This window comes from Corticimicrobacter populi (assembly GCF_003123725.1).
Lineage (GTDB): Bacteria > Pseudomonadota > Gammaproteobacteria > Burkholderiales > Burkholderiaceae_B > Corticimicrobacter > Corticimicrobacter populi.
Genome location: NZ_QETA01000002.1, coordinates 96,512 through 115,070, shown reverse-complemented (window position 1 = coordinate 115,070; position 18,559 = coordinate 96,512). Strand labels below are relative to the sequence as shown.

16 protein-coding genes are annotated in these 18,559 nt (G+C 62.7%); 7 read left to right on the top strand and 9 right to left on the bottom strand.

Annotated elements, in window-relative coordinates:
* Positions 1-32 precede the first annotated feature (32 nt).
* Genes DD235_RS05785 through rsmB form a run of 6 tightly spaced genes read right to left on the bottom strand, consistent with a single transcriptional unit; the run spans position 33 to position 7,951 of the window.
* Positions 33-1,499, bottom strand: a complete 1,467-nt coding sequence (locus DD235_RS05785; protein WP_109061127.1) for a TrkH family potassium uptake protein — start codon at positions 1,497-1,499, stop codon at positions 33-35.
* Positions 1,500-1,533: 34 nt separating this feature from the next.
* Positions 1,534-2,913, bottom strand: coding sequence for a Trk system potassium transporter TrkA (trkA, locus tag DD235_RS05780; protein ID WP_109061126.1), 1,380 nt, complete (start codon positions 2,911-2,913; stop codon positions 1,534-1,536).
* Entirely contained in the window at positions 2,910-3,614 is a 705-nt protein-coding gene (locus tag DD235_RS05775) for a response regulator (RefSeq protein WP_109061125.1), read from the bottom strand. Before DD235_RS05775 ends, trkA begins: the two co-directional genes overlap by 4 nt.
* Positions 3,615-3,625: 11 nt before the next feature.
* Positions 3,626-5,980: a sensor histidine kinase gene (locus DD235_RS05770; RefSeq protein WP_109061124.1), complete on the bottom strand. Its 2,355-nt coding sequence runs from the start codon at positions 5,978-5,980 to the stop codon at positions 3,626-3,628.
* Entirely contained in the window at positions 5,977-6,558 is a 582-nt protein-coding gene (locus DD235_RS05765; RefSeq protein WP_162300423.1) for a DUF4390 domain-containing protein, read from the bottom strand. Before DD235_RS05765 ends, DD235_RS05770 begins: the two co-directional genes overlap by 4 nt.
* A gap of 46 nt (positions 6,559-6,604) precedes the next feature.
* Positions 6,605-7,951: a 16S rRNA (cytosine(967)-C(5))-methyltransferase RsmB gene (gene rsmB, locus DD235_RS05760; RefSeq protein ID WP_239990055.1), complete on the bottom strand. Its 1,347-nt coding sequence runs from the start codon at positions 7,949-7,951 to the stop codon at positions 6,605-6,607.
* A gap of 67 nt (positions 7,952-8,018) precedes the next feature.
* Between rsmB and DD235_RS05755 the strand changes: the two genes are divergently transcribed.
* Together DD235_RS05755 and DD235_RS05750 are read left to right on the top strand one after the other, a co-directional pair.
* Positions 8,019-8,402 (top strand): SirB2 family protein, encoded by a 384-nt coding sequence (locus tag DD235_RS05755; RefSeq protein WP_109061121.1) that lies wholly within the window; start codon positions 8,019-8,021, stop codon positions 8,400-8,402.
* A 90-nt stretch (positions 8,403-8,492) separates the two neighbouring features.
* On the top strand, positions 8,493-9,317 hold the full coding sequence (locus tag DD235_RS05750) for a mechanosensitive ion channel family protein (protein WP_109061120.1): 825 nt from the start codon (positions 8,493-8,495) through the stop codon (positions 9,315-9,317).
* A 63-nt stretch (positions 9,318-9,380) separates the two neighbouring features.
* Here DD235_RS05750 and fmt read toward each other — a convergent pair whose 3' ends face one another.
* The 3 genes from fmt to pdxR all read right to left on the bottom strand — a co-directional run bounded on the left by fmt (position 9,381) and on the right by pdxR (position 12,469).
* The gene (gene fmt, locus DD235_RS05745) at positions 9,381-10,316 is read right to left on the bottom strand and encodes a methionyl-tRNA formyltransferase (RefSeq protein WP_109061119.1); all 936 of its coding nucleotides are present in this window, start codon (positions 10,314-10,316) and stop codon (positions 9,381-9,383) included.
* Between the two features lie 84 nt (positions 10,317-10,400).
* On the bottom strand, positions 10,401-10,913 hold the full coding sequence (def, locus tag DD235_RS05740; protein WP_109061118.1) for a peptide deformylase: 513 nt from the start codon (positions 10,911-10,913) through the stop codon (positions 10,401-10,403).
* Positions 10,914-10,960: 47 nt separating this feature from the next.
* Positions 10,961-12,469: a MocR-like pyridoxine biosynthesis transcription factor PdxR gene (gene pdxR, locus DD235_RS05735; protein ID WP_109061117.1), complete on the bottom strand. Its 1,509-nt coding sequence runs from the start codon at positions 12,467-12,469 to the stop codon at positions 10,961-10,963.
* Between the two features lie 218 nt (positions 12,470-12,687).
* Here pdxR and gabT point away from each other — a divergent pair, with 218 nt between their 5' ends.
* From gabT to DD235_RS05710, 5 genes are all read left to right on the top strand, one after another.
* Complete coding sequence (gene gabT / locus DD235_RS05730) at positions 12,688-13,947, top strand: 4-aminobutyrate--2-oxoglutarate transaminase (protein WP_109061488.1); 1,260 nt, start codon at positions 12,688-12,690, stop codon at positions 13,945-13,947.
* Positions 13,948-14,018: 71 nt separating this feature from the next.
* Positions 14,019-15,128, top strand: coding sequence for an ABC transporter ATP-binding protein (locus tag DD235_RS16995; RefSeq protein ID WP_109061116.1), 1,110 nt, complete (start codon positions 14,019-14,021; stop codon positions 15,126-15,128).
* Between the two features lie 134 nt (positions 15,129-15,262).
* Entirely contained in the window at positions 15,263-16,306 is a 1,044-nt protein-coding gene (locus DD235_RS05720; protein WP_239990053.1) for an ABC transporter substrate-binding protein, read from the top strand.
* 95 nt (positions 16,307-16,401) lie between these two features.
* The gene (locus tag DD235_RS05715; protein ID WP_239990052.1) at positions 16,402-17,667 is read left to right on the top strand and encodes an ABC transporter permease; all 1,266 of its coding nucleotides are present in this window, start codon (positions 16,402-16,404) and stop codon (positions 17,665-17,667) included.
* A 24-nt stretch (positions 17,668-17,691) separates the two neighbouring features.
* The gene (locus DD235_RS05710; RefSeq protein WP_109061114.1) at positions 17,692-18,534 is read left to right on the top strand and encodes an ABC transporter permease; all 843 of its coding nucleotides are present in this window, start codon (positions 17,692-17,694) and stop codon (positions 18,532-18,534) included.
* The last annotated feature ends 25 nt before the right edge of the window (positions 18,535-18,559 follow it).

Sequence of the window (18,559 nt, the reverse complement as noted above, 5' to 3'; positions counted from 1 at the left end):
TCGTCAAACGCAAAGCACGCCTCACGCCTTGCTCAACGCCGCCAGAACTCCGGCGTAAACAGCACCAGCACGGTAAACAGCTCCAGCCGGCCGATCAGCATGGCGAACGAGCACAACCAGAGCTGGTAGTCCGATAGCCCGGCATAGTTGCCCATCGGGCCGACGTCGCCCATACCCGGCCCCAGATTGTTGATGCTGGCGAACACGGCGCTGAACGCCGTGACCGGTTCTAAGCCCGATAACAGCATCAGCGTTGTCAGCACGCCGATGGAGAGACCATACATGAGCAGGAACGCCATGATCCCGGCGATCACCTCCGGGCCGACCGGGGTGCGCCCCAGGCGTACAGGCGCTACCACATTGGGGTGCAGCAGGCGGGTCAATTCGCGGCGCGTCTGCTTGACCAGCAGGATGGCGCGCGACAGCTTGATCCCCCCTCCGGTCGAACCGGCTGACGTGGCGAAAGACGCCAACAGGATCATCCACAGCGGTGCCAGCAGGGGCCACAGCGTATAGTCGGTGTTGGCATAGCCGGTGGTAGTAGCCACCGAGATCGTGTTGAACATGCCGTAACGCAGCGCTTCTCCCCAGGTGCCGTAGACATGCTTCCAGTACAGGAAAACCGTCACGAACAGTCCGCTGCCCAACAGCAGCACCAGATAAGGCACCGTCTGCGAACAACGCAGATAGGCCTTGAAACTGCGTTGCCGGAACGCTAGGAAGTGTGTGGCAAAGTTGATGCCTGCCAGCACCATGAACACCATGGCAACCATCTCGACGGCCACCGAATCAAATTTCAAAAAGCCTTCATCAGAGGTGGAAAAGCCCCCCAGCCCCATGGTGGTTGCCATGTGGCACCAGGCATCGAACCAACTGAGCCCCGCTACCCGATAGGCCAAGAAGCAGACAATCGAAAAGATGAAATACACCGCATACAGCACCTTGCCGGTGCTGGCGATACGCGGTGTCAGTTTCTCGTCCTTCATCGGGCCGGGCTCAGCCTTGAACAACTGGTGGCCACCCACGCCCAGCAACGGCAGAATGGCGATAGCCAGCACCAGGATCCCCATGCCGCCCACCCAGACCAGCGTCGCTCGCCACAGGTTGATCGAATGTGGCAGGGTATCCAAGTGGTTCAGCACGGTGGAGCCGGTCGTGCTCAGCCCCGACATGGCCTCGAAATAGGCTTTGGACAGCCCCAGCGGATGGCCGATCTGGTTGTAATAGACCAGTAGCGGCACGGCCGCCAGCAACGGCAGGACAACCCAGGCCAGCGTCACTAGCAGAAAACCATCGCGAATGCGCAGATCACGCTCGTCGTCCTTGGTCGCCAGCCACAGCGTGCCACTGGATCCCAGGGCAACCGCCAGTCCGGCCAGGAACGCGAAACGCCCGTCGTCCCCGGTCCACCAGGCCAGCGCCAGGGGCAACAGCATGGTTGTGGAAAACAGCGCCATGGTGAGCGCCAGCAGATTGAGAATAACGGGGATGCGCGACATGGCAGGCGCCTGTTAGCCCTTCGAATTCACGACACTAGAAAAAAGCAGCGGAAACCTGGAACAACTTTTCGACACGGGCAATCTGTCGCCTATCTGGCACGAACACGATGACATGGTCACCATCCTCGATCACCGGGTTCTGGTCTGCCATGAAGATATGTTCATCGCGCACCACGGCAGCAATCATCGCCCCGCTGGGCAGGCGCAAGGCCGACAGCTCACGCCCCACCACGCTGGAGGTTCGGCGATCTCCATGGGCCACGGCCTCCAGCACCTCCGGCCCGCCACGTCGCAGGCGACGTGCAGCCACGACGTCACCACGCCGCACATAGCGCAGGATTTCGCTCAGGGTGATCTGCGCCGGCGACAGTGCCACGTCGATCCGGCTGCCCTGCATCAGATCGCCATAGGCGGGCCGGTTGATCAGGGTGATCACCTTGCGCGCCCCCAGCCGCTTGGCCAGCAGCGACGACATGATGTTGTTTTCGTCATCGGCGGTCACCGCGATCCAGGTGTCCATATCGGCCACCCCTTCCTGCTCCAGCAGTGCCTCGTCGGTAGCGCTGCCGTGCAGCACCAGCACGTTGTCAGGCAACTCACTCGCCAGCAATTCACAGCGGGTCCGGTCATATTCGATCAGCCGCACGCTGTAGTTGTCCGCTGCCAGCTTCCTGGCCAGGCGCAGGCCGATATTGCCGCCGCCGGCAATCATCACGCGATGCACCGATTTTTCGGCCTGCCTGAACTGGCGCACGACCCGGCGGGCCTGCCGGGAATCGACCACGAATACGACCTCGTCATCGACCTCGATCTGGGTCCGGGCATCGACCGGGATCGGCTTTTCGCGACGGAATATCTCGACGATGCGCACATCGGTATCCGGCATCAGTTCCTGCAGCTCGCCCACGGCATGTCTCACCAGCGGGCTGCCGAGCATGGCCCGGGCCGTGACCACGCTGATGCGGCCATCAGCGAAATCCAGCACCTGCAGCGCCTCGGGCAGCTCGATCAGTCGCCGGAAATACTGGGTAATGCTGCGCTCGGGGCTGATCAGGTGATCGACACAGAATCCCTCTTCACCGAGCAATTCGGGATGATCGGCATATTCGGCAGAGCGCACCCGCGCAATGCGCAAGGGCACGCTGAACATCGTGCGTGCCAGGCGGCAAGCCACCAGATTGAGCGCATCGGATGCCGTACAGGCCACCATGAGATCGGCGTTGTCTACATCCGCACGCCGCAGTACCGAAGGCTTGAGCGCATCACCCACCACAGTCTGCAGATCAAGCCGCTCGGACAGCGCCGCCAGACGCGTCGCATCGGTATCGACGACCGTGATGTCGTTCTGCTCGGAAGCGAGATTCTCGGCCACGCTGGCACCCACCCGGCCCGCACCGAGGATCAGGATTTTCATGAGTTGCTGCGGCGACGCGAGGTTTCGATGCCGAGCTGCTTGAGCTTGCGATACAGGTGAGTGCGTTCCAGGCCGGTCTTTTCGGAGACCCGGGTCATACTGTGGCCTTCACGCTTGAGATGGTATTCGAAATAGACACGCTCGAATTCGTCGCGGGCATCGCGCAGTGGCTGGTCGAGGGTGATGTTGCCCAGTAGCCCTTCGTTGCGCTCGGCGGCAGGCTCGGCCTCGACAAACGCAGGCACGGCCTGTTCGGGCGTAACGGTCGCAGTGGCCGCAGACGATGAGGGCGGCGGCAACGACGGCGCAGCCGAGGCACCAGCCGAACGCGGCGCACACCCGAGTTTGAGACCTGCCACGACTGTATCCAGCAATTTCTGCAGCGTGATCGGTTTTTCCATGAAGTCGAAGGCACCGATACGGGTCGCTTCGACAGCAGTATCGATGGTGGCATGGCCACTCATCATCACCACCGGCATGTCGAGCAGCCCCTGAGCACTCCACTCCTTGAGCAGGCTGACACCATCGGTATCCGGCATCCAGATATCGAGCAGTACCAGGTCAGGACGCGCACGCTGGCGAGCCAGCCGGGCTTCGGCAGCATTTTCTGCCAGTTCGACCGTATGGCCTTCGTCGTACAAAATTTCCGACAGCAGTTCGCGGATGCCAACCTCGTCGTCCACAACCAGAATTCGTGCCATAACCTATCACCTTATCGCTTTGCCGCATTATCCAGTGCCTGCGGCGTGGCGTCCATCCCTGACACCGGGAAGCGGGTAAACAGGATGGTAACCCGCGCACCACCCTCGCTTCGATTGGCCAGGTCGATCCGTGCCCCATGCTCTTCGACGATCTTGCGAACGATCGCCAGTCCCAGCCCCGTACCATGCGCCTTGGTCGTGACGTAGGGTTCGAAGGCGCGCTGCAGGACATGCGCCGGAAACCCCGGCCCATTGTCAGAAACGGCCAGCCGTACGACCGGCTGTTCAATTCCCGCAGACAGCCCTGCCTGCGTGCCCCGGGTGGAAATGCGGACACAGCCGTCGCTCTCCTCCCGTTCCATGACGGCATCGCAGGCATTGTTGAGCAGATTATGGATGATCTGCCGCAATTGTGTCGCATCCCCCTCGATCTCAGGCAGACCTGGATCAAGTTCCACCTCGATCCATGCATGGTGTCGCTCATTCCTGTGCAGTACCTTGGCCTGTCCGGGTTCCCACCCATAGAGCGCCAGCACATCCGCCACCAATGCATTGAGATCGATGGCCTGCATCATGGCCGGAGGCGTGCGTGCATACTCGCGAAAATCATCCACCATCTGCTTGAGCGAGGCCACCTGGTTGATGATGGTCTGCGTGGAACGGGCCAGCATGCCGGCCTCCTGCTCGGGCAGCTTGCCGGCCAATTTGAGCGCCATGCGTTCTGCGGAAAGCTGGATCGGCGTAAGCGGATTCTTGATCTCATGGGCCAGGCGCCGCGCCACTTCCCCCCAGGCCACCGCACGGCTGGCCGAAATGACTTCGCTGATATCGTCGAACACCACGACATAGCCATTGCCACGGCCATCTACCTTGAGGTGCGTGCCACGTGCCAAAACGGTCAACCCCGACTGACGCCCCGTGTCATAGCCGCCCCCCTGCTCCGAGGCGGCCTCGTGGCCTTCGTCGCGGGAGAGTTCAAGTTCGAACTGCTGCTGCCAGTACATCCGCTCGGACTCAACCGCGGCTTGCACGGCAAAAGCCTGGCGTATCCGCGTGGCGAACGCCAATAGTTCAGGAACAGTCTCCAGAGGCCGGCCGATCACGGTCCGTAGATCGGACTGGAGGATATTGCGCGCCCCTTCGTTGAACATCATGACCTTGAAACCTTCGTCGTAGACCAGTACGCCGGACGACAGGTTGGACAGGATGCTTTCGAGATAGGCGTTGGAGCGCTCCAGTTCATGGCGATTGCGTTCGACCTGCCGCTGCGCCTCCGAGAGCTGCCGCATCATCTCGTTGAATGACCGGGTCAGCAGGCCGACCTCATCCTGCGCAGAGGGTTCGGGCAAAGGCCTGAAATCGCCCACGCTGACCGCCTGGGTACCGGCCGCCAGCCGCAGCAAGGGCCTGACCAGCCGTTTGGACAGGAATAGCGCCACGGCGATGGCAGACAGTACCGCCAGCATCAAGGCCAGCGTCAGAGTAATGCCATAGAGTTTGCGCAGTCCCAGTCGCGACAGACCCAGCTCCTGGTAATCACGAAACCCCTGCTGAACCTGGTTGGCATTGCGGGCAATCTGCTCGGGTACGGGCTGGATCAGTTGCAGCCAGCGCGGCTCACTCATAGCCCCCAGCAGGCCATCGTAACGCTCCGGGCCATCGATCGGCACGATGACGCGCAGTTGCAATCCGCCCGAATCCTGTCCAGCGGCATCCTCGACGGACTCTGCCGCCGCATAGCCATTGGACAGCCGCAACTGACTCAGGACAGTCGGGGGCGGCAACGCAGGCAGCAGGTTACCGTACAGCCCAGTGGAAAAAGCCAGAGCACGACCATTACCGGTAAAGACCAGCGCCTCGTTTACCCCATGCAGTTCACGGGCCTGGTTGAGTGCTGTCGCCAGCTCGGCATCCGGCAATTGCCCCAGCGCCAAACGCATGGAGCGGGCCCGGGCCTGCAGCTCGTTCAATTGAGAGTCGAGTGCAGCACGCCCCAGGTTCAGGCCAGCTTCGAGCGCATTGTCGACGCGCACGTTGAACCAGGACTCGATCGAGCGGGACAGGAACTGTACCGACAGGGTGTAGATCAGCGCGCCGGGCAGCACACCGATCAGGGCGAAAGCCAGCGCAAAGCGGGCGGTCAGTCTCGACCCGAACTGATGGCGTCGGACCTGGCGCACCAGCTTGACAGTCAGGGTGATGACCCAGACGAACAGGGCCAGCGCCAGGATGCCATTGAGCACCAGAAAAGTATCGTAATAGGCCTGGAAGCGCGAGGCACTGCCGGTTGACCAGACCAGCAACCCCAGCAGCAACAGGCCACTGACGGCTCCGGCCAGCAGGATCAGGCGCACCACCCTGCTCATCGCCCCCCCTCCTGGTCAAGCCCTTCCATGCCTATTTCGACGGTTTGCCAGGGCGTCTCCAGCCCCCAGGCATTGCTGTTGAGCGCATCGATCTGCAGAGGGCGCGACATGTAGGAGGTGTCGAGTCGCAAACGTACCCGCGCATCGTAGGTCAGGGTCGGATCCAGCGCATCGTCCGGGGCCACGGTCCAATGTCGCACATGCCTGACCAGCGCCAGTGCCTGCTCCAGCGAGGCAACAGGCAGATTCAGTTCACCCGCGCCTGCCCGCCACTGGCGGGTCAGGGCATTGTAGGTAATACGCCAGGTCCGGCTGGCATCAATCACACTGCGATCCAGCCACCACCAACGCTGACGCGTAACCTGAAGCTCGATGGTAAAGGGCAGCGGCAAGCCACGCTCGGCCGCCTGCCGCAATTGCGGATTGAGAGAGAAATCAAAATCGGCATCCAATTGCCAGTAGCCATCGGCAAGATAGAGTCGTGCGCGTTCGACGGCCGGTTCGGACGACGTCCAGCCTGGCGTTGCCACCAGCAGCAGTACCAGCCAGACAAATCCGGCACATACGCTCCGCACCATTTGCTCCCTCCGGTTCCGAACGCGATCCCCGCCTATTTTTCGTGATTCAGCGCGACTTGGCAAACAATGCGTAGAAAAACCCGTCATGCAATACACGCGACTGCCCCTGTCCAGGCAACGGCAACAGTTGCCCCGGTGCCTCCAGCCTGACGGCCTCGGCATGCCGGGCCGCAAATGACTGCGCCTGCACCTCCCCCTCTTCGGGGAAAATTGAACAGGTGGCATACAGCAACTGACCACCAGGTACCAGCGTTCGCCACAAGGCATCGACGATACGCTGCTGTAATGCAGCCGTACGAGCCACATCTTCACGCCGACGCAGCCAGCGGATATCGGGATGCCGGCGCACGATGCCCGAAGCCGTGCAGGGCACATCCGCCAGAATGGCATCATAAGGCTCTCCATCCCACCATGCATCGGGATCGGCGGCATCGGCTGCCCGCAGATCGACACGAGGCGACATGAGGCCGAGCCTGTCCAGATTCTGCCCTACCCGTGCCAGACGACCGGCGTCGGCATCCAGCGCAGTCATCCGTACATCTGCCAATTCCAGCATGTGAGCCGTCTTGCCACCCGGTGCGGCGCAGGCATCCAGCACTCGCATGCCATCACGCACTCCCAGCAACGGAGCGGCCATCTGCGCACCCAGATCCTGGACCGACCACCAGCCCTCCTGGAAACCAGGAATCCGTGCCACCGGCAATGGCTGGGCCATCAGGACACCCGACTCGCCCAGCGCGCAGGCTTCGATGCCGGCGCTCTCGAAACGGGCCAGTAGATCGGTACGCGCAATTCGACGACGATTGACACGCAACGTCATCGGCGGCTGCCGGTTGGCCTCCTGCAGCAAGGACTGCCATGTATCAGGATAGGCACGTTGCATGCGCGCGATCCACCAGCGCGGAAAATTCCAGCGCGCCTCGTCGGGCAAGTCAGCCTGAACTTCGTCACGCTCACGCAGGAAACGCCTCAACACGGCATTGACCATGCCCTTGGCCGGGGCCATGCGCCGATCAGCCGATGCCGCTCGCACCGCCTGATTCACGACCGTATGCGGTGCATAGCGCGGCCCGGCTTCAGCCCCTTGCGCCCCGTCTGCCAGCAGGCTCAAGGCAGTCAGCAACAGAGCATCCAATTCCTTGCTGGGCGGTTTGCGCTGCACCAGCCGGGTACGCACGGCCTGCGCCCAGCCCTGACTGCGCATGACATGGAAACAGATATCCTGCGTGGCCGGCCGCAACACCGCTGGGACATGCTCCAGAGCCTCGCTCAGGGAGCGGCCGGCATGCACCTCGCTGACCGCCACAGCCACCGCGCCCAGCACGTCGGACAGCGCAGGAGCGGCAGAGGATTTGTCATTCTTGGCAGATGCAGCGGCGGGATGGGCAGACACAGGACACACAAAATGTTTAATATGGAGAGTGCACCGCAGCATAACGCAATTTGATCCAGTTCTCACGATGACGTATTTAGCGATCCGCCACCTCCACATGACCTTCGCCCTGCTCAGCATCGGGCTGTTTGCCACGCGCGGGCTGATGGCGCTGTGCAGCGACCGCTGGCGCGGTTCACGCGTCCTGCGCATTGCGCCACACATCATCGACACCTGTCTGTTGGCCTCGGCCATCACGCTGCTGGTGCTGGCCGGCTTCAATCCGCTGGACCACGCCTGGCTGATGGCCAAGATCATTGCCCTGCTGCTCTATATCTACCTGGGCCGGCAGGCTTTGCGCGCCGGCCTCGCACGCGGCGTGCGCCTGCCCTGGCTGATCGCCGCGCTGGCCTGTGCCGGCTACATACTGGGCGTGGCCTTTACCCGCAGCGCAACCTGGGGGCTGGCCTGAATGACTTATCAGGCCGAGGCTGTGCAGCTTGAACACGGCACGCCGATACACCCTGACCCGGTGCCCACACGTCATTTTTCCGGAGAGTCCATGTCTGACACCCTGAACGTCCTGCAATCCGCCATGCCTACCGTCGAGGCATTCGCCCTCAACCTGCTGGTCGCCCTGATCATTCTGGTGATCGGCTGGAGCCTGTCCGACTTTGCCGGACGGTGGGTACACCGGCTGACCTCCAAGTCCTCGCGCATCGACCAGACCATCGTACCCATCCTGCGCAGCATCACGGTATGGACGGTACGGATTTTCGTGCTGATCGCTGTACTGGCCCGTTTCGGCGTGCAGACAGCCAGCATCATCGCCGTGCTCGGCGCGGCCGGCCTGGCCATCGGCCTGGCCCTGCAGGGCACCCTGCAGAACATCGCCGCCGGCTTCATGCTGCTGGCACTACGTCCGATCCGGGCAGGCGAGTTCGTCTCCATCGCAGGAAATGGTGACGGCACGGTCGACGAAGTGGGCCTGTTCATGACCCGCCTGATCCAGATTGACGGCATCCATGTCGTGCTCCCCAACAGCCTGGTCTGGGGCAGCCCCATCATCAACTACAGCCGCAACGAAACCCGTCGCCTCGACCTGCAGGTCGGCGTGCGCTACGGCGATGATCTGGACCTAGCCATCGGCAAGCTGACAGAACTGGTCAATGGTCACGAATTGGTGCTCAAGGATCCTGCCCCGCAGGTCATGGCCTTCGACTACCGCGAAAACGCTATCATCATCAATATTCGGGTCTGGGCCAAGGCCGACCGTTACTGGGACCTGCGCTTTGACCTGTACCGCACGGCCACGCAGGCCCTGCACGAGGCAGGCCTGAAGCTGCCGATCCCGGTGCGGGAAATCAAGACCATCGAAAAATCGTAAGAACGCACTTCCTGGGCAAGCGATCCGCCCCCTTCTGGGCGGATCGGCCTGTCGGGCTTGCCACTACGGACGCTGCCAGCCCTGTATGAACGCCGCCACGGGCTGACGCTTGCCGCCCGCCTTCTGCAGTTCGAGGATGCGCAGTACGCCATCCCCGGTGGCGATATCGATACCCTGCGGTGACACGGCCAGAACCTGACCGGCACTTTCGGACGTGAGTTGCGCCAAGGCACAAGCCTGCCATACTTTGACCGGCTGTTCCACACCCGCCAAGGACAGGGTAGCGCCCGGTACGGGATTGAAGGCGCGAATGCGCCGGGCCAATATCTCCGCAGGCAAGGACAGATCAAGCGCCGCCTCTGCCTTGTCCAGCTTGGCAGCGTAGGTCACGCCAGCCTCGGGCTGAGGCCGTGCGACCAGTTCACCATGCAGCGCCAGTGCTTCGACGATCGCTGCGCCGCCCAGCTCCGCCAGCACGTCGTGCAGCTCGGCTGCCGTCTGCGCAGGGCCAATGAACGTGCGCTGCTCCAGCAGCATGTCGCCGGTATCCAGCCCTTCATCCATCTGCATGATGGTGACGCCTGTTTCGGCATCACCGGCCTCGATCGCCCGCTGGATCGGTGCCGCACCGCGCCAGCGCGGCAACAGGCTGGCGTGGATATTCAGGCAGCCCAGGCGCGGCAGGGCCAGCGTCCAGGCCGGCAGGATCAGGCCATAGGCGGCCACGACCATGATATCGGGCTGCAGACGTTCCAGTTCGGATCGAGCGGCCTGCGCCTCTTCGGGCCAGCGGCCATCCAACTTCAGGCTGCGAGGCTGGGCAACCGGGATACCCGCGTCCAGCGCCGCCTGCTTGACCGGGCTTGGAGTCAGTTTCATGCCCCGCCCGGCGGGGCGATCCGGCTGGGTCATGACCAGCACGATTTCATGGCCGGCAGCGCGCAGCGCTTCCAGTGCCACACGGGCAAACTCCGGCGTGCCGGCAAACACGATACGCATGGTGAATTTCCTACAGAATCAGGCCGCTACAGCGGCCAGTCGATCAGGCAGCAAGCCAAGAACGCGGACACGGCGCTGCCCACATCAGACACGCTCGGCCTGGCGTTCCTGCTTGCGCATCTTGGTACGGATGCGGTTCTGTTTGAGCGGCGAAAGGTATTCGACGAAGACCTTGCCGTCCAGATGATCGATTTCGTGCTGAACGCAGACAGCCAACAGACCGTCTGCCTCTTTCTCATACGAATTGCCGTCGGCATCAAGCGCCCTGAAGCGGATCTGGGCCGGCCGTTCGACCTCGTCGTAGATGCCGGGTACCGACAGGCAACCTTCCTCGAAGGTCTGGCACTCGTTGCTGCGCCATGTGATCTCGGGATTAATCAGCACCAACAGATCATCATGATTTTCCGAGACGTCAATCACGATAAGGCGTTCGTGCACATCGATCTGGGTTGCTGCCAAGCCGACGCCCGGCGCATCGTACATGGTTTCAGCCATGTCACGCACCAACTGGCGAATACGGTCATCGACCACAGCAACCGGCTTGGCGATTTTGTGCAGGCGCGGATCGGGATAACGGAGAATGGAAAGTAGAGCCATGTGTTCTGTATGCAGGAACCCTGCGGTATTCAGTGGATGACCAAATTTTAGCTGGTTTGCATGGAGATGCCGGCTTTTTCCTTGCTGCAGTGGTCAATCACTTCCGCCAGCGTTTCGAAGGCCGGCCCGATGCGCTCGTGCGGGACACAGGCATAGCCCATCAGCAACCCCGACTGCGCCGTGCTGGCCGAGCTGTAGTAGGTGCGCAGCGGGCGCACCACGATGCCGCGCTCCAGGGCCTGGCGCACGACGCCGAAATCATCCTGCAAATGCGGCAGCGCCAGCACCAGATGCAGGCCGGCTTCATCCCCCAGGATCGGCAGCCGGTCATCGTAGCGGCTGCGCACGGCACGCGTCAGGATATCGCGCCGTTCCGCGTACAGCCCCCGCATGCGCCGGATGTGCGTACCCAAGTAGCCTTCGTAGATGAATTCGGCCAGCGTGGCATGCAGCATGGTCTGGCCTTCGCGGTAGAGATCGGCCAGACCCAAAGCAAACAGGTCGGCCATCGAGTCCGGCACCACCATGTAGCCGACCCGCAGGCCGGGAAACAACACCTTGCTGAAACTGCCCACATAGATCACGTTGCCGTGCTGATCGAGCCCCTGCAGCGAGGCCAGCGGCGAGATGCCATAGCGAAACTCGCTGTCGTAATCATCTTCGACAATCCAGCAGCCATGCAGGCGGGCGTATTCGAGCAGCATGCGGCGGCGCGCCAGGCTCATGACGCACCCCAGCGGATACTGGTGTGAAGGCGTGCAGATGATCATGCGCGGTGGCCGCGCCAGTTGCTGCGCAGACGGATTGATGCCCTCGCTGTCCACCGGAATCGGCACGGGCGTCAGCCCGGACGACAGCAACAGATTACGCACGCCCCAGTAGCAGGGGTCCTCCACCCAGACTTCGTCTCCCACATCGCACAGCATGCGGATCGCCAGGTCCAGCGACTGGTGGATACCCGTGGTCATGATGACTTGCTCGGGCTGGCAATTGGCGGCCCGCGACACCCGCAGGTATTCGGCCAGGGCACGCCTGAGCGGCGGATAACCGCCACCTTGCGCATACGTCATCTGCTCCGGTCGGGCACCTCGCCAGATGCGATTCTGCAGGCGGGTCCAGACTTTGACGGGAAACTCCGTCACGTCCGGCACGCCGGGCATGAATGCACCCCACTGCACTTTGCTGACGCCGGACAGTTCGATCGTGCGCCGCCCGCGCCGCGACAGCCGCTGATGGTCGCGGGCCGCATGGTGGCTTTGCCGGCTACGTACCGGTGCCCCACTCATGTCCGGGCTGGTATCGGCCACATAGGTACCACTGCCGGTCTGTGTCTCGACATAGCCTTCGGCCTGCAACTGCTCGTAGACATGGGTCACGGTATTGCGGGCAATGCCCAGATCCTGCCCCAGTGCGCGGGACGAGGGCAGGCGGGTGCCGCCACCGATCTGACCGGAGAGAATGGCCTGCTTGAACAGGTGCGTCAGCCGGCGATAGGCAGGCTCATCGGACGGTTCCGATAGTTGCGCAGCCAGCCATTCCGACAGGGTTGGATCCATGCATTAACCCACCACAAAAAAACAGGTGCCATCCGCAAAAACCCTAATTAGTACAAACCCTTAGAGAAATGAGTGGCCCCATCAAAGCATAAAAATTGGATCTAATCCAAAGATCCACGCATCATTATACTGAGCCGCAGACACTGTTCCTGCACGCCCATAAACCGATGCCCGGGCGGACATCGCTGCAGGAAAACATTTCCGAACCAGGAGCCAACATGGATAACCAGTCATTGCAACAACGCCGCCTTGCCGCCTCCCCGCGTGGCGTTGGCGTAATGTGCTCTTTCTACGCCGACCGCGCACTCAACGCCGAACTGTGGGATGTCGAAGGCAAGCGCTATATCGACTTCGCGGCCGGCATCGCGGTGCTCAATACCGGCCATCGCCACCCGCGCATCGTCGAAGCCATCTCGGCCCAACTTGAACGCTTCACGCATACGGCCTACCAGATCGTGCCGTACGAATCCTATATCGGCCTGGCCGAGCGCATCAACGCCGCCACGCCCGGTTCTCATGCCAAGAAGACCGCATTCTTCACGACCGGTGCCGAAGCCGTCGAGAATGCCGTCAAGATCGCCCGTGCTGCCACCGGCCGCCCCGGCGTCATCGCCTTCAACGGTGGCTTCCACGGCCGCACTCTGCTGACGCTGGCACTGACCGGCAAGGTCGCCCCCTACAAGATCGGCTTCGGCCCCTTTCCGGGCGACGTGCACCACCTGCCGTTCCCCAGCGATCTGCACGGCGTTACGCAGGAACAGGCCGTCCATGCCCTGCAGCAACTGTTCAAGGCCGACATCGAAGCCACCCGCGTGGCCGCCATCATCATCGAGCCTGTACAGGGCGAAGGCGGCTTCAACCCGGTACCGCCGGCATTCTTCCGTGCCCTGCGCGAGATCTGCGACCAGTACGACATCCTGCTGATCGCCGACGAAGTGCAGACCGGTTTTGCGCGAACCGGCAAGCTGTTTGCCAGTGAGCACTTCGACGTCCTGCCCGACCTGATCACCTTCGCCAAGAGCCTGGCCGGCGGCATGCCGCTGTCGGGCGTCTGCGGCCGCGCCGAGATCATGGATGCGCCCGCACCGGGCGGACTGGGTGGTACCTACGCCGGCAACCCGCTGTCGGTGGCCGCTGCCCATGCCGTACTCGACATCATTGCCGACGAAGACCTGACCGGCCGCAGCCAGCGCCTGGGCGACCGCCTGCGCCAGCGACTCGAAGGGCTGCGTGCCAGCGTGCCGCAGATCAGCGATGTGCGCGGACTCGGCGGCATGATCGCAGTGGAGTTCGGCACGCACGAGCAGCCCGACGCCGACTTCGCCAAGGCCGTGCAGGCCCGCGCACTGGAACGCGGCCTGCTGTTGCTGACCTGCGGTGCCTACGGCAACGTCATTCGTTTCCTGTTCCCGCTGACCATCGAGGACGCCGTCTTCGATGAAGCGCTGGAGATTCTGGAGGCCGCCCTGCGCGGCTGATCGCCAGCAGGCAGGCGCAACCTCCATAATAAAAGCGCTCGATACCGATACTACCAAGGGGAATTCGCATCATGACCCACTCTTCCGCCAGCCAGGACGTGCTCGTCAGCTTTCGCGGCGTCAAGAAAACCTACGACGGCGAGAATCTCGTCGTCAAAAGCCTCGACCTCGATATCTACAAGGGCGAGTTCCTGACGCTGCTGGGCCCGTCAGGTTCGGGCAAGACCACCTGCCTGATGATGCTGGCCGGATTCGAATTCCCCACCGGCGGCGAAATCCGGCTGGGCGACCAGTTGCTCAACCGGGTGCCGCCGCACAAGCGCAATATCGGCATGGTGTTCCAGAACTATGCCCTGTTCCCGCACCTGACCGTAGCGCAGAATGTCGGCTATCCGCTGCAGGTACGTGGCATGTCCGCCGCCGAACGCAAGACGCGGATCATGGAAGCCCTGGCCATGGTCCACATGGAAAAGTTCGGCGACCGTTATCCGGCCCAGCTCTCGGGTGGTCAGCAGCAGCGCATCGCGCTGGCCCGCGCCCTGGTTTTCAAGCCGCAGCTGGTGCTGATGGACGAGCCGCTGGGCGCGCTCGACAAACAGTTGCGCGAGCACATGCAGATCGAACTCAAGGCCCTGCACAGCCAGCTCGGCATGACGTTCGTCTATGTGACGCACGATCAGAACGAAGCCCTCACCATGAGTGACCGGGTCGCCGTGTTCGACCAGGGCATCATCCAGCAGATCGATCCGGTCGATGCCCTCTACGAAACACCCGACAACCTGTTCGTGGCCGGCTTCATCGGCGACAGCAACCGCCTCGCTGGCAAGCTGACTCAGCAGGATGCGGACACGTGCGCCCTGGCCCTGCCCGATGGACAGACCGTGCATGGTCGCCTGATCGGCACGTTTGCCGCCGGCCAGCCGGCGACTGCCAGCATCCGCCCGGAGCGCATGCGCCTGGTTGCCGCAGACAGCGCCGTCACCCCAGGTCTGCAACGCCTGAACTGTACCGTTTCCAGCCTGATCTACTTCGGTGACCATGTGCGCCTGCAATGCGCCTTGCCCGGCCAACCCCAGTGCTTCGTCAAGGTGCCGCTGGGCACGCCCGGACTGGATCGCATGACCGTGGATACGCCGGTCACGCTGGAATTCCTGCCCGAGCACCTGCGCATCTACGCCTGAAACCGGTACGGCCTCGCGTAGACGCTGCACGATTTTCCGCAGTCTGCTTTGCATTCACCTCTGTCATCACAGCAATCCTGCAGCACCGTGTCGCCAGACACGCCTTTCCGCATAAAACACAAGGGGGTATTACCATGGCTTTCCCGTTCTCTCTGCGTCAAGTGTGTTTCCTCTCCGCAACCGCATGCCTGGCCTTCGGGGCCAGCGCCAAGGACCTGACGGTCGTCAACTTCGGGGGTGCCAATGGCAATGCCCAGAAAACGGCCTATGTGGATACCTTCGAAAAAGCGACCGGCAACCGCATCATCGGGGTCGAGTACAACGGTGAGCAGGCCCGGGTCAAGGCCATGGTCGAAGCCGGCAATGTCACCTGGGATGTAGTCGAAGTCGAGACCGGCGACCTGACCCGTGGCTGCGACGAAGGGTTGTACCAGCGTATCGACTGGAGCCGCGTGGGCGACAAGGCCGACTTCATTCCCGAAGCCGTGACCGAATGCGGCGTCGGCACCTTCGTCTGGTCCACCGTGCTGGCCTACGATGCCGACAAGCTCAAGACCGCGCCGACCAGTTGGGCCGATTTCTGGGATATCGAGAAATTCCCCGGCAAGCGCGGCATGCGCAAGCAGGCGCTGTACAACCTCGAGTTCGCCCTGATGGCCGACGGCGTGCCCGCCAAGGACGTCTACGAGGTACTCGCCACCAAGGAAGGCGTGGATCGCGCCTTCAAGAAGCTGGACGAACTCAAGCCGCACATCCAGTGGTGGGAAGCCGGTGCACAGCCTCCGCAGTTCCTGGTTGCCGGCGACGTGGTGATGTCCACCGCCTTCAACGGCCGCATCGATGCGGCCCGTCGCGAAGGCCGTCCGCTGGCCGTGGCCTGGAATGGCGGCATCTATGACCTGGACTACTGGGTCATCCCGGAAGGCACGCCCAACACCGATCTGGCTTATGACTTCATCAAGCATGCCAGCCAGCCCGAGAACCAGACGGTCTACGCCCAGAACATCGCCTACGGCCCGGTCAACGTCAAGGCGCTCGAAAACCTCGACGCCAAGGTGCTGGCCGATCTGCCCAGCGCACCTGCCAACGCGTCGGTCGGCGTGCTGATGAACGGTGAGTTCTGGACCGACCACGGTGAAGAGCTGCAACAGCGCTTCACCGCCTGGGCCGCCCGCTAAACCCTGAAGGGCCGTCCGGCAGGACGGTGCACAATGCACCGCCGCCCTGCCGGACACTGCCCGAGACACCCGTTCTGCCGCTTTCCGGAGTCATCATGAACCACCAAGCCGTCCTTGCACCGGGCCTGTCCACCGCCGAGCCGGACATGCGCCAGCTCAAGCGCGAACTGCGCATGGCCGAGTGGCGCCGCAAGAGCCAGGCGCTGCTGCTGATCGCTCCGCTGGCGGTATTCGTACTGGTCATTTTCCTAGTGCCGATCGGCACCCTGCTGCAGCGTGCCGTGGCCAATCCCGAAGTCGCCAATGCATTGCCCAACACCGTGGCAGCGCTGCACGACTGGAGCCGCCAGGACCTGCCCGGGCAGCCTGCCTACGATGCGCTGGCCCTCGACCTGCAGCAATCCCGTGAAACCGGTGCCGCCCTGATCGGCAACCTGGCGCGGCGGCTGAACAACGAGATCAGCGGCTACCGTTCGCTGGTCACCAAGACGGCTCGCGCCATGCCCCTCGAAGGCGACGCCCGCACGGCACTGATCGCGCTGGATGAACGCTGGGGCAAGGTTGAATACTGGCAGGCCATCGCCAAGCATGCCTCGCCGCATACGGCCTCCTATCTGCTGGCCTCGCTGGACCGTCAGCAGGACAATTTCGGCAACATCATTCCAGCCGATCCCGACAGCGCCATCTATCTCGATATTTTCGGTCGCACGCTGTGGATCGGCCTGGTCTCGACGCTGATCACGCTGCTGATCGCCTTTCCGCTGGCCTACTGGGCCTCGACGCTGTCGGCGCGGGGGGCCAACCTGGTGATGATCTGCGTGCTGATTCCATTCTGGACTTCGGTGCTGGTGCGCATCGCCGCCTGGAACGTGCTGCTGCAGCAATCCGGCCTGATCAACAGCGGCCTGCAGGCACTGGGTCTGATCGATCAGCCCTTGCTGCTGCTGTTCCACCGTCCGGGCATCTACATCTCGATGGTGCACATCATGCTGCCCTTCATGATCCTGCCGCTCTACAGCGTGATGAAGTCCATCCCGCCCACCTATCAGCGCGCCGCGATCTCGCTCGGCAGCCATCCGTTCGCCGCCTTCTGGAAGGTCTATGTGCCGCAGACCTATGCCGGCGTGGCAGCGGGTGCCCTGCTGGTTTTCATCACCACCATCGGCTACTACATCACCCCGGCCCTGCTGGGCGGCCCCAATGACCAGATGGTGAGCTATTACATCGCCTACTTCACCAACACGGTGGTGAACTGGGGCATGGCCTGCGCGCTGGGCGCACTGCTGCTGGCCGCCACGCTGGTGCTGTACGCCGTTTACCAGCGCATCACCCGCCCCGGCACCCAGGCAACGGCGCGCTGACCCGGCCCGGAACAAGGACTGACCATGAAACGACTGATACCCGACTTCCCGCCCAGCATGCTGTGGTCCGAACGGATCTGGTACGTGGCGCTGCGCGTCATCTGCGTACTGATTCTTCTGTACCTGATCCTGCCCATCATGGCCATCGTGCCGCTGTCTTTTTCCAGCAGCAGTTTCCTGGCCTATCCGATCCCGGGCTTTTCGCTGCGCTGGTACGAAAACCTGCTCGAGGCTCCCGAATGGATACGCGCTGCCAAGAACAGCTTCATCGTCGCGCCGGCCGCCACCGCCATCGCCACGGTGCTGGGCACCCTGGCCGCCACCGGGCTGGTCAAGGCCGAGTTCCGCGGCAAGGGCCTGCTGATGGCGATCCTGATCTCGCCCATGATCGTGCCGGTGATCGTGGTCGGTGTCGGCATGTACCTGTTCTTTGCCCCGCTGGGCCTGTCCGACAGCTACACCGCGCTGATCCTGGCACACGCCGCGCTGGGTGCCCCCTTCGTGCTGACCACGGTGCTGGCCACGCTGCAGGGCTTTAACCACAATCTGGTGCGGGCCAGTCTGTCGCTGGGCGCGGGCCGGCTGTACACCTTTTTCCGGATCACCCTGCCGCTGATTGCGCCGGGCATCATTTCGGGTGCATTATTTGCCTTTGCCACCTCGTTCGACGAAGTGGTGGTCACGCTGTTCCTGGCAGGTGCCGAGCAGGTCACGCTGCCGCGCCAGATGTTTACAGGCATCAGAGAAAACATCAGCCCGACCATTGCCGCGCTGGCAACGATCCTGATCGTGCTGTCGACCAGCCTGCTGCTGGTGCTCGAATGGCTGCGCGGTCGCATCAGCCAGAAAACCCGGATGAGCGCCTGACCCCTCGCGTACATCCCCCTTGCCT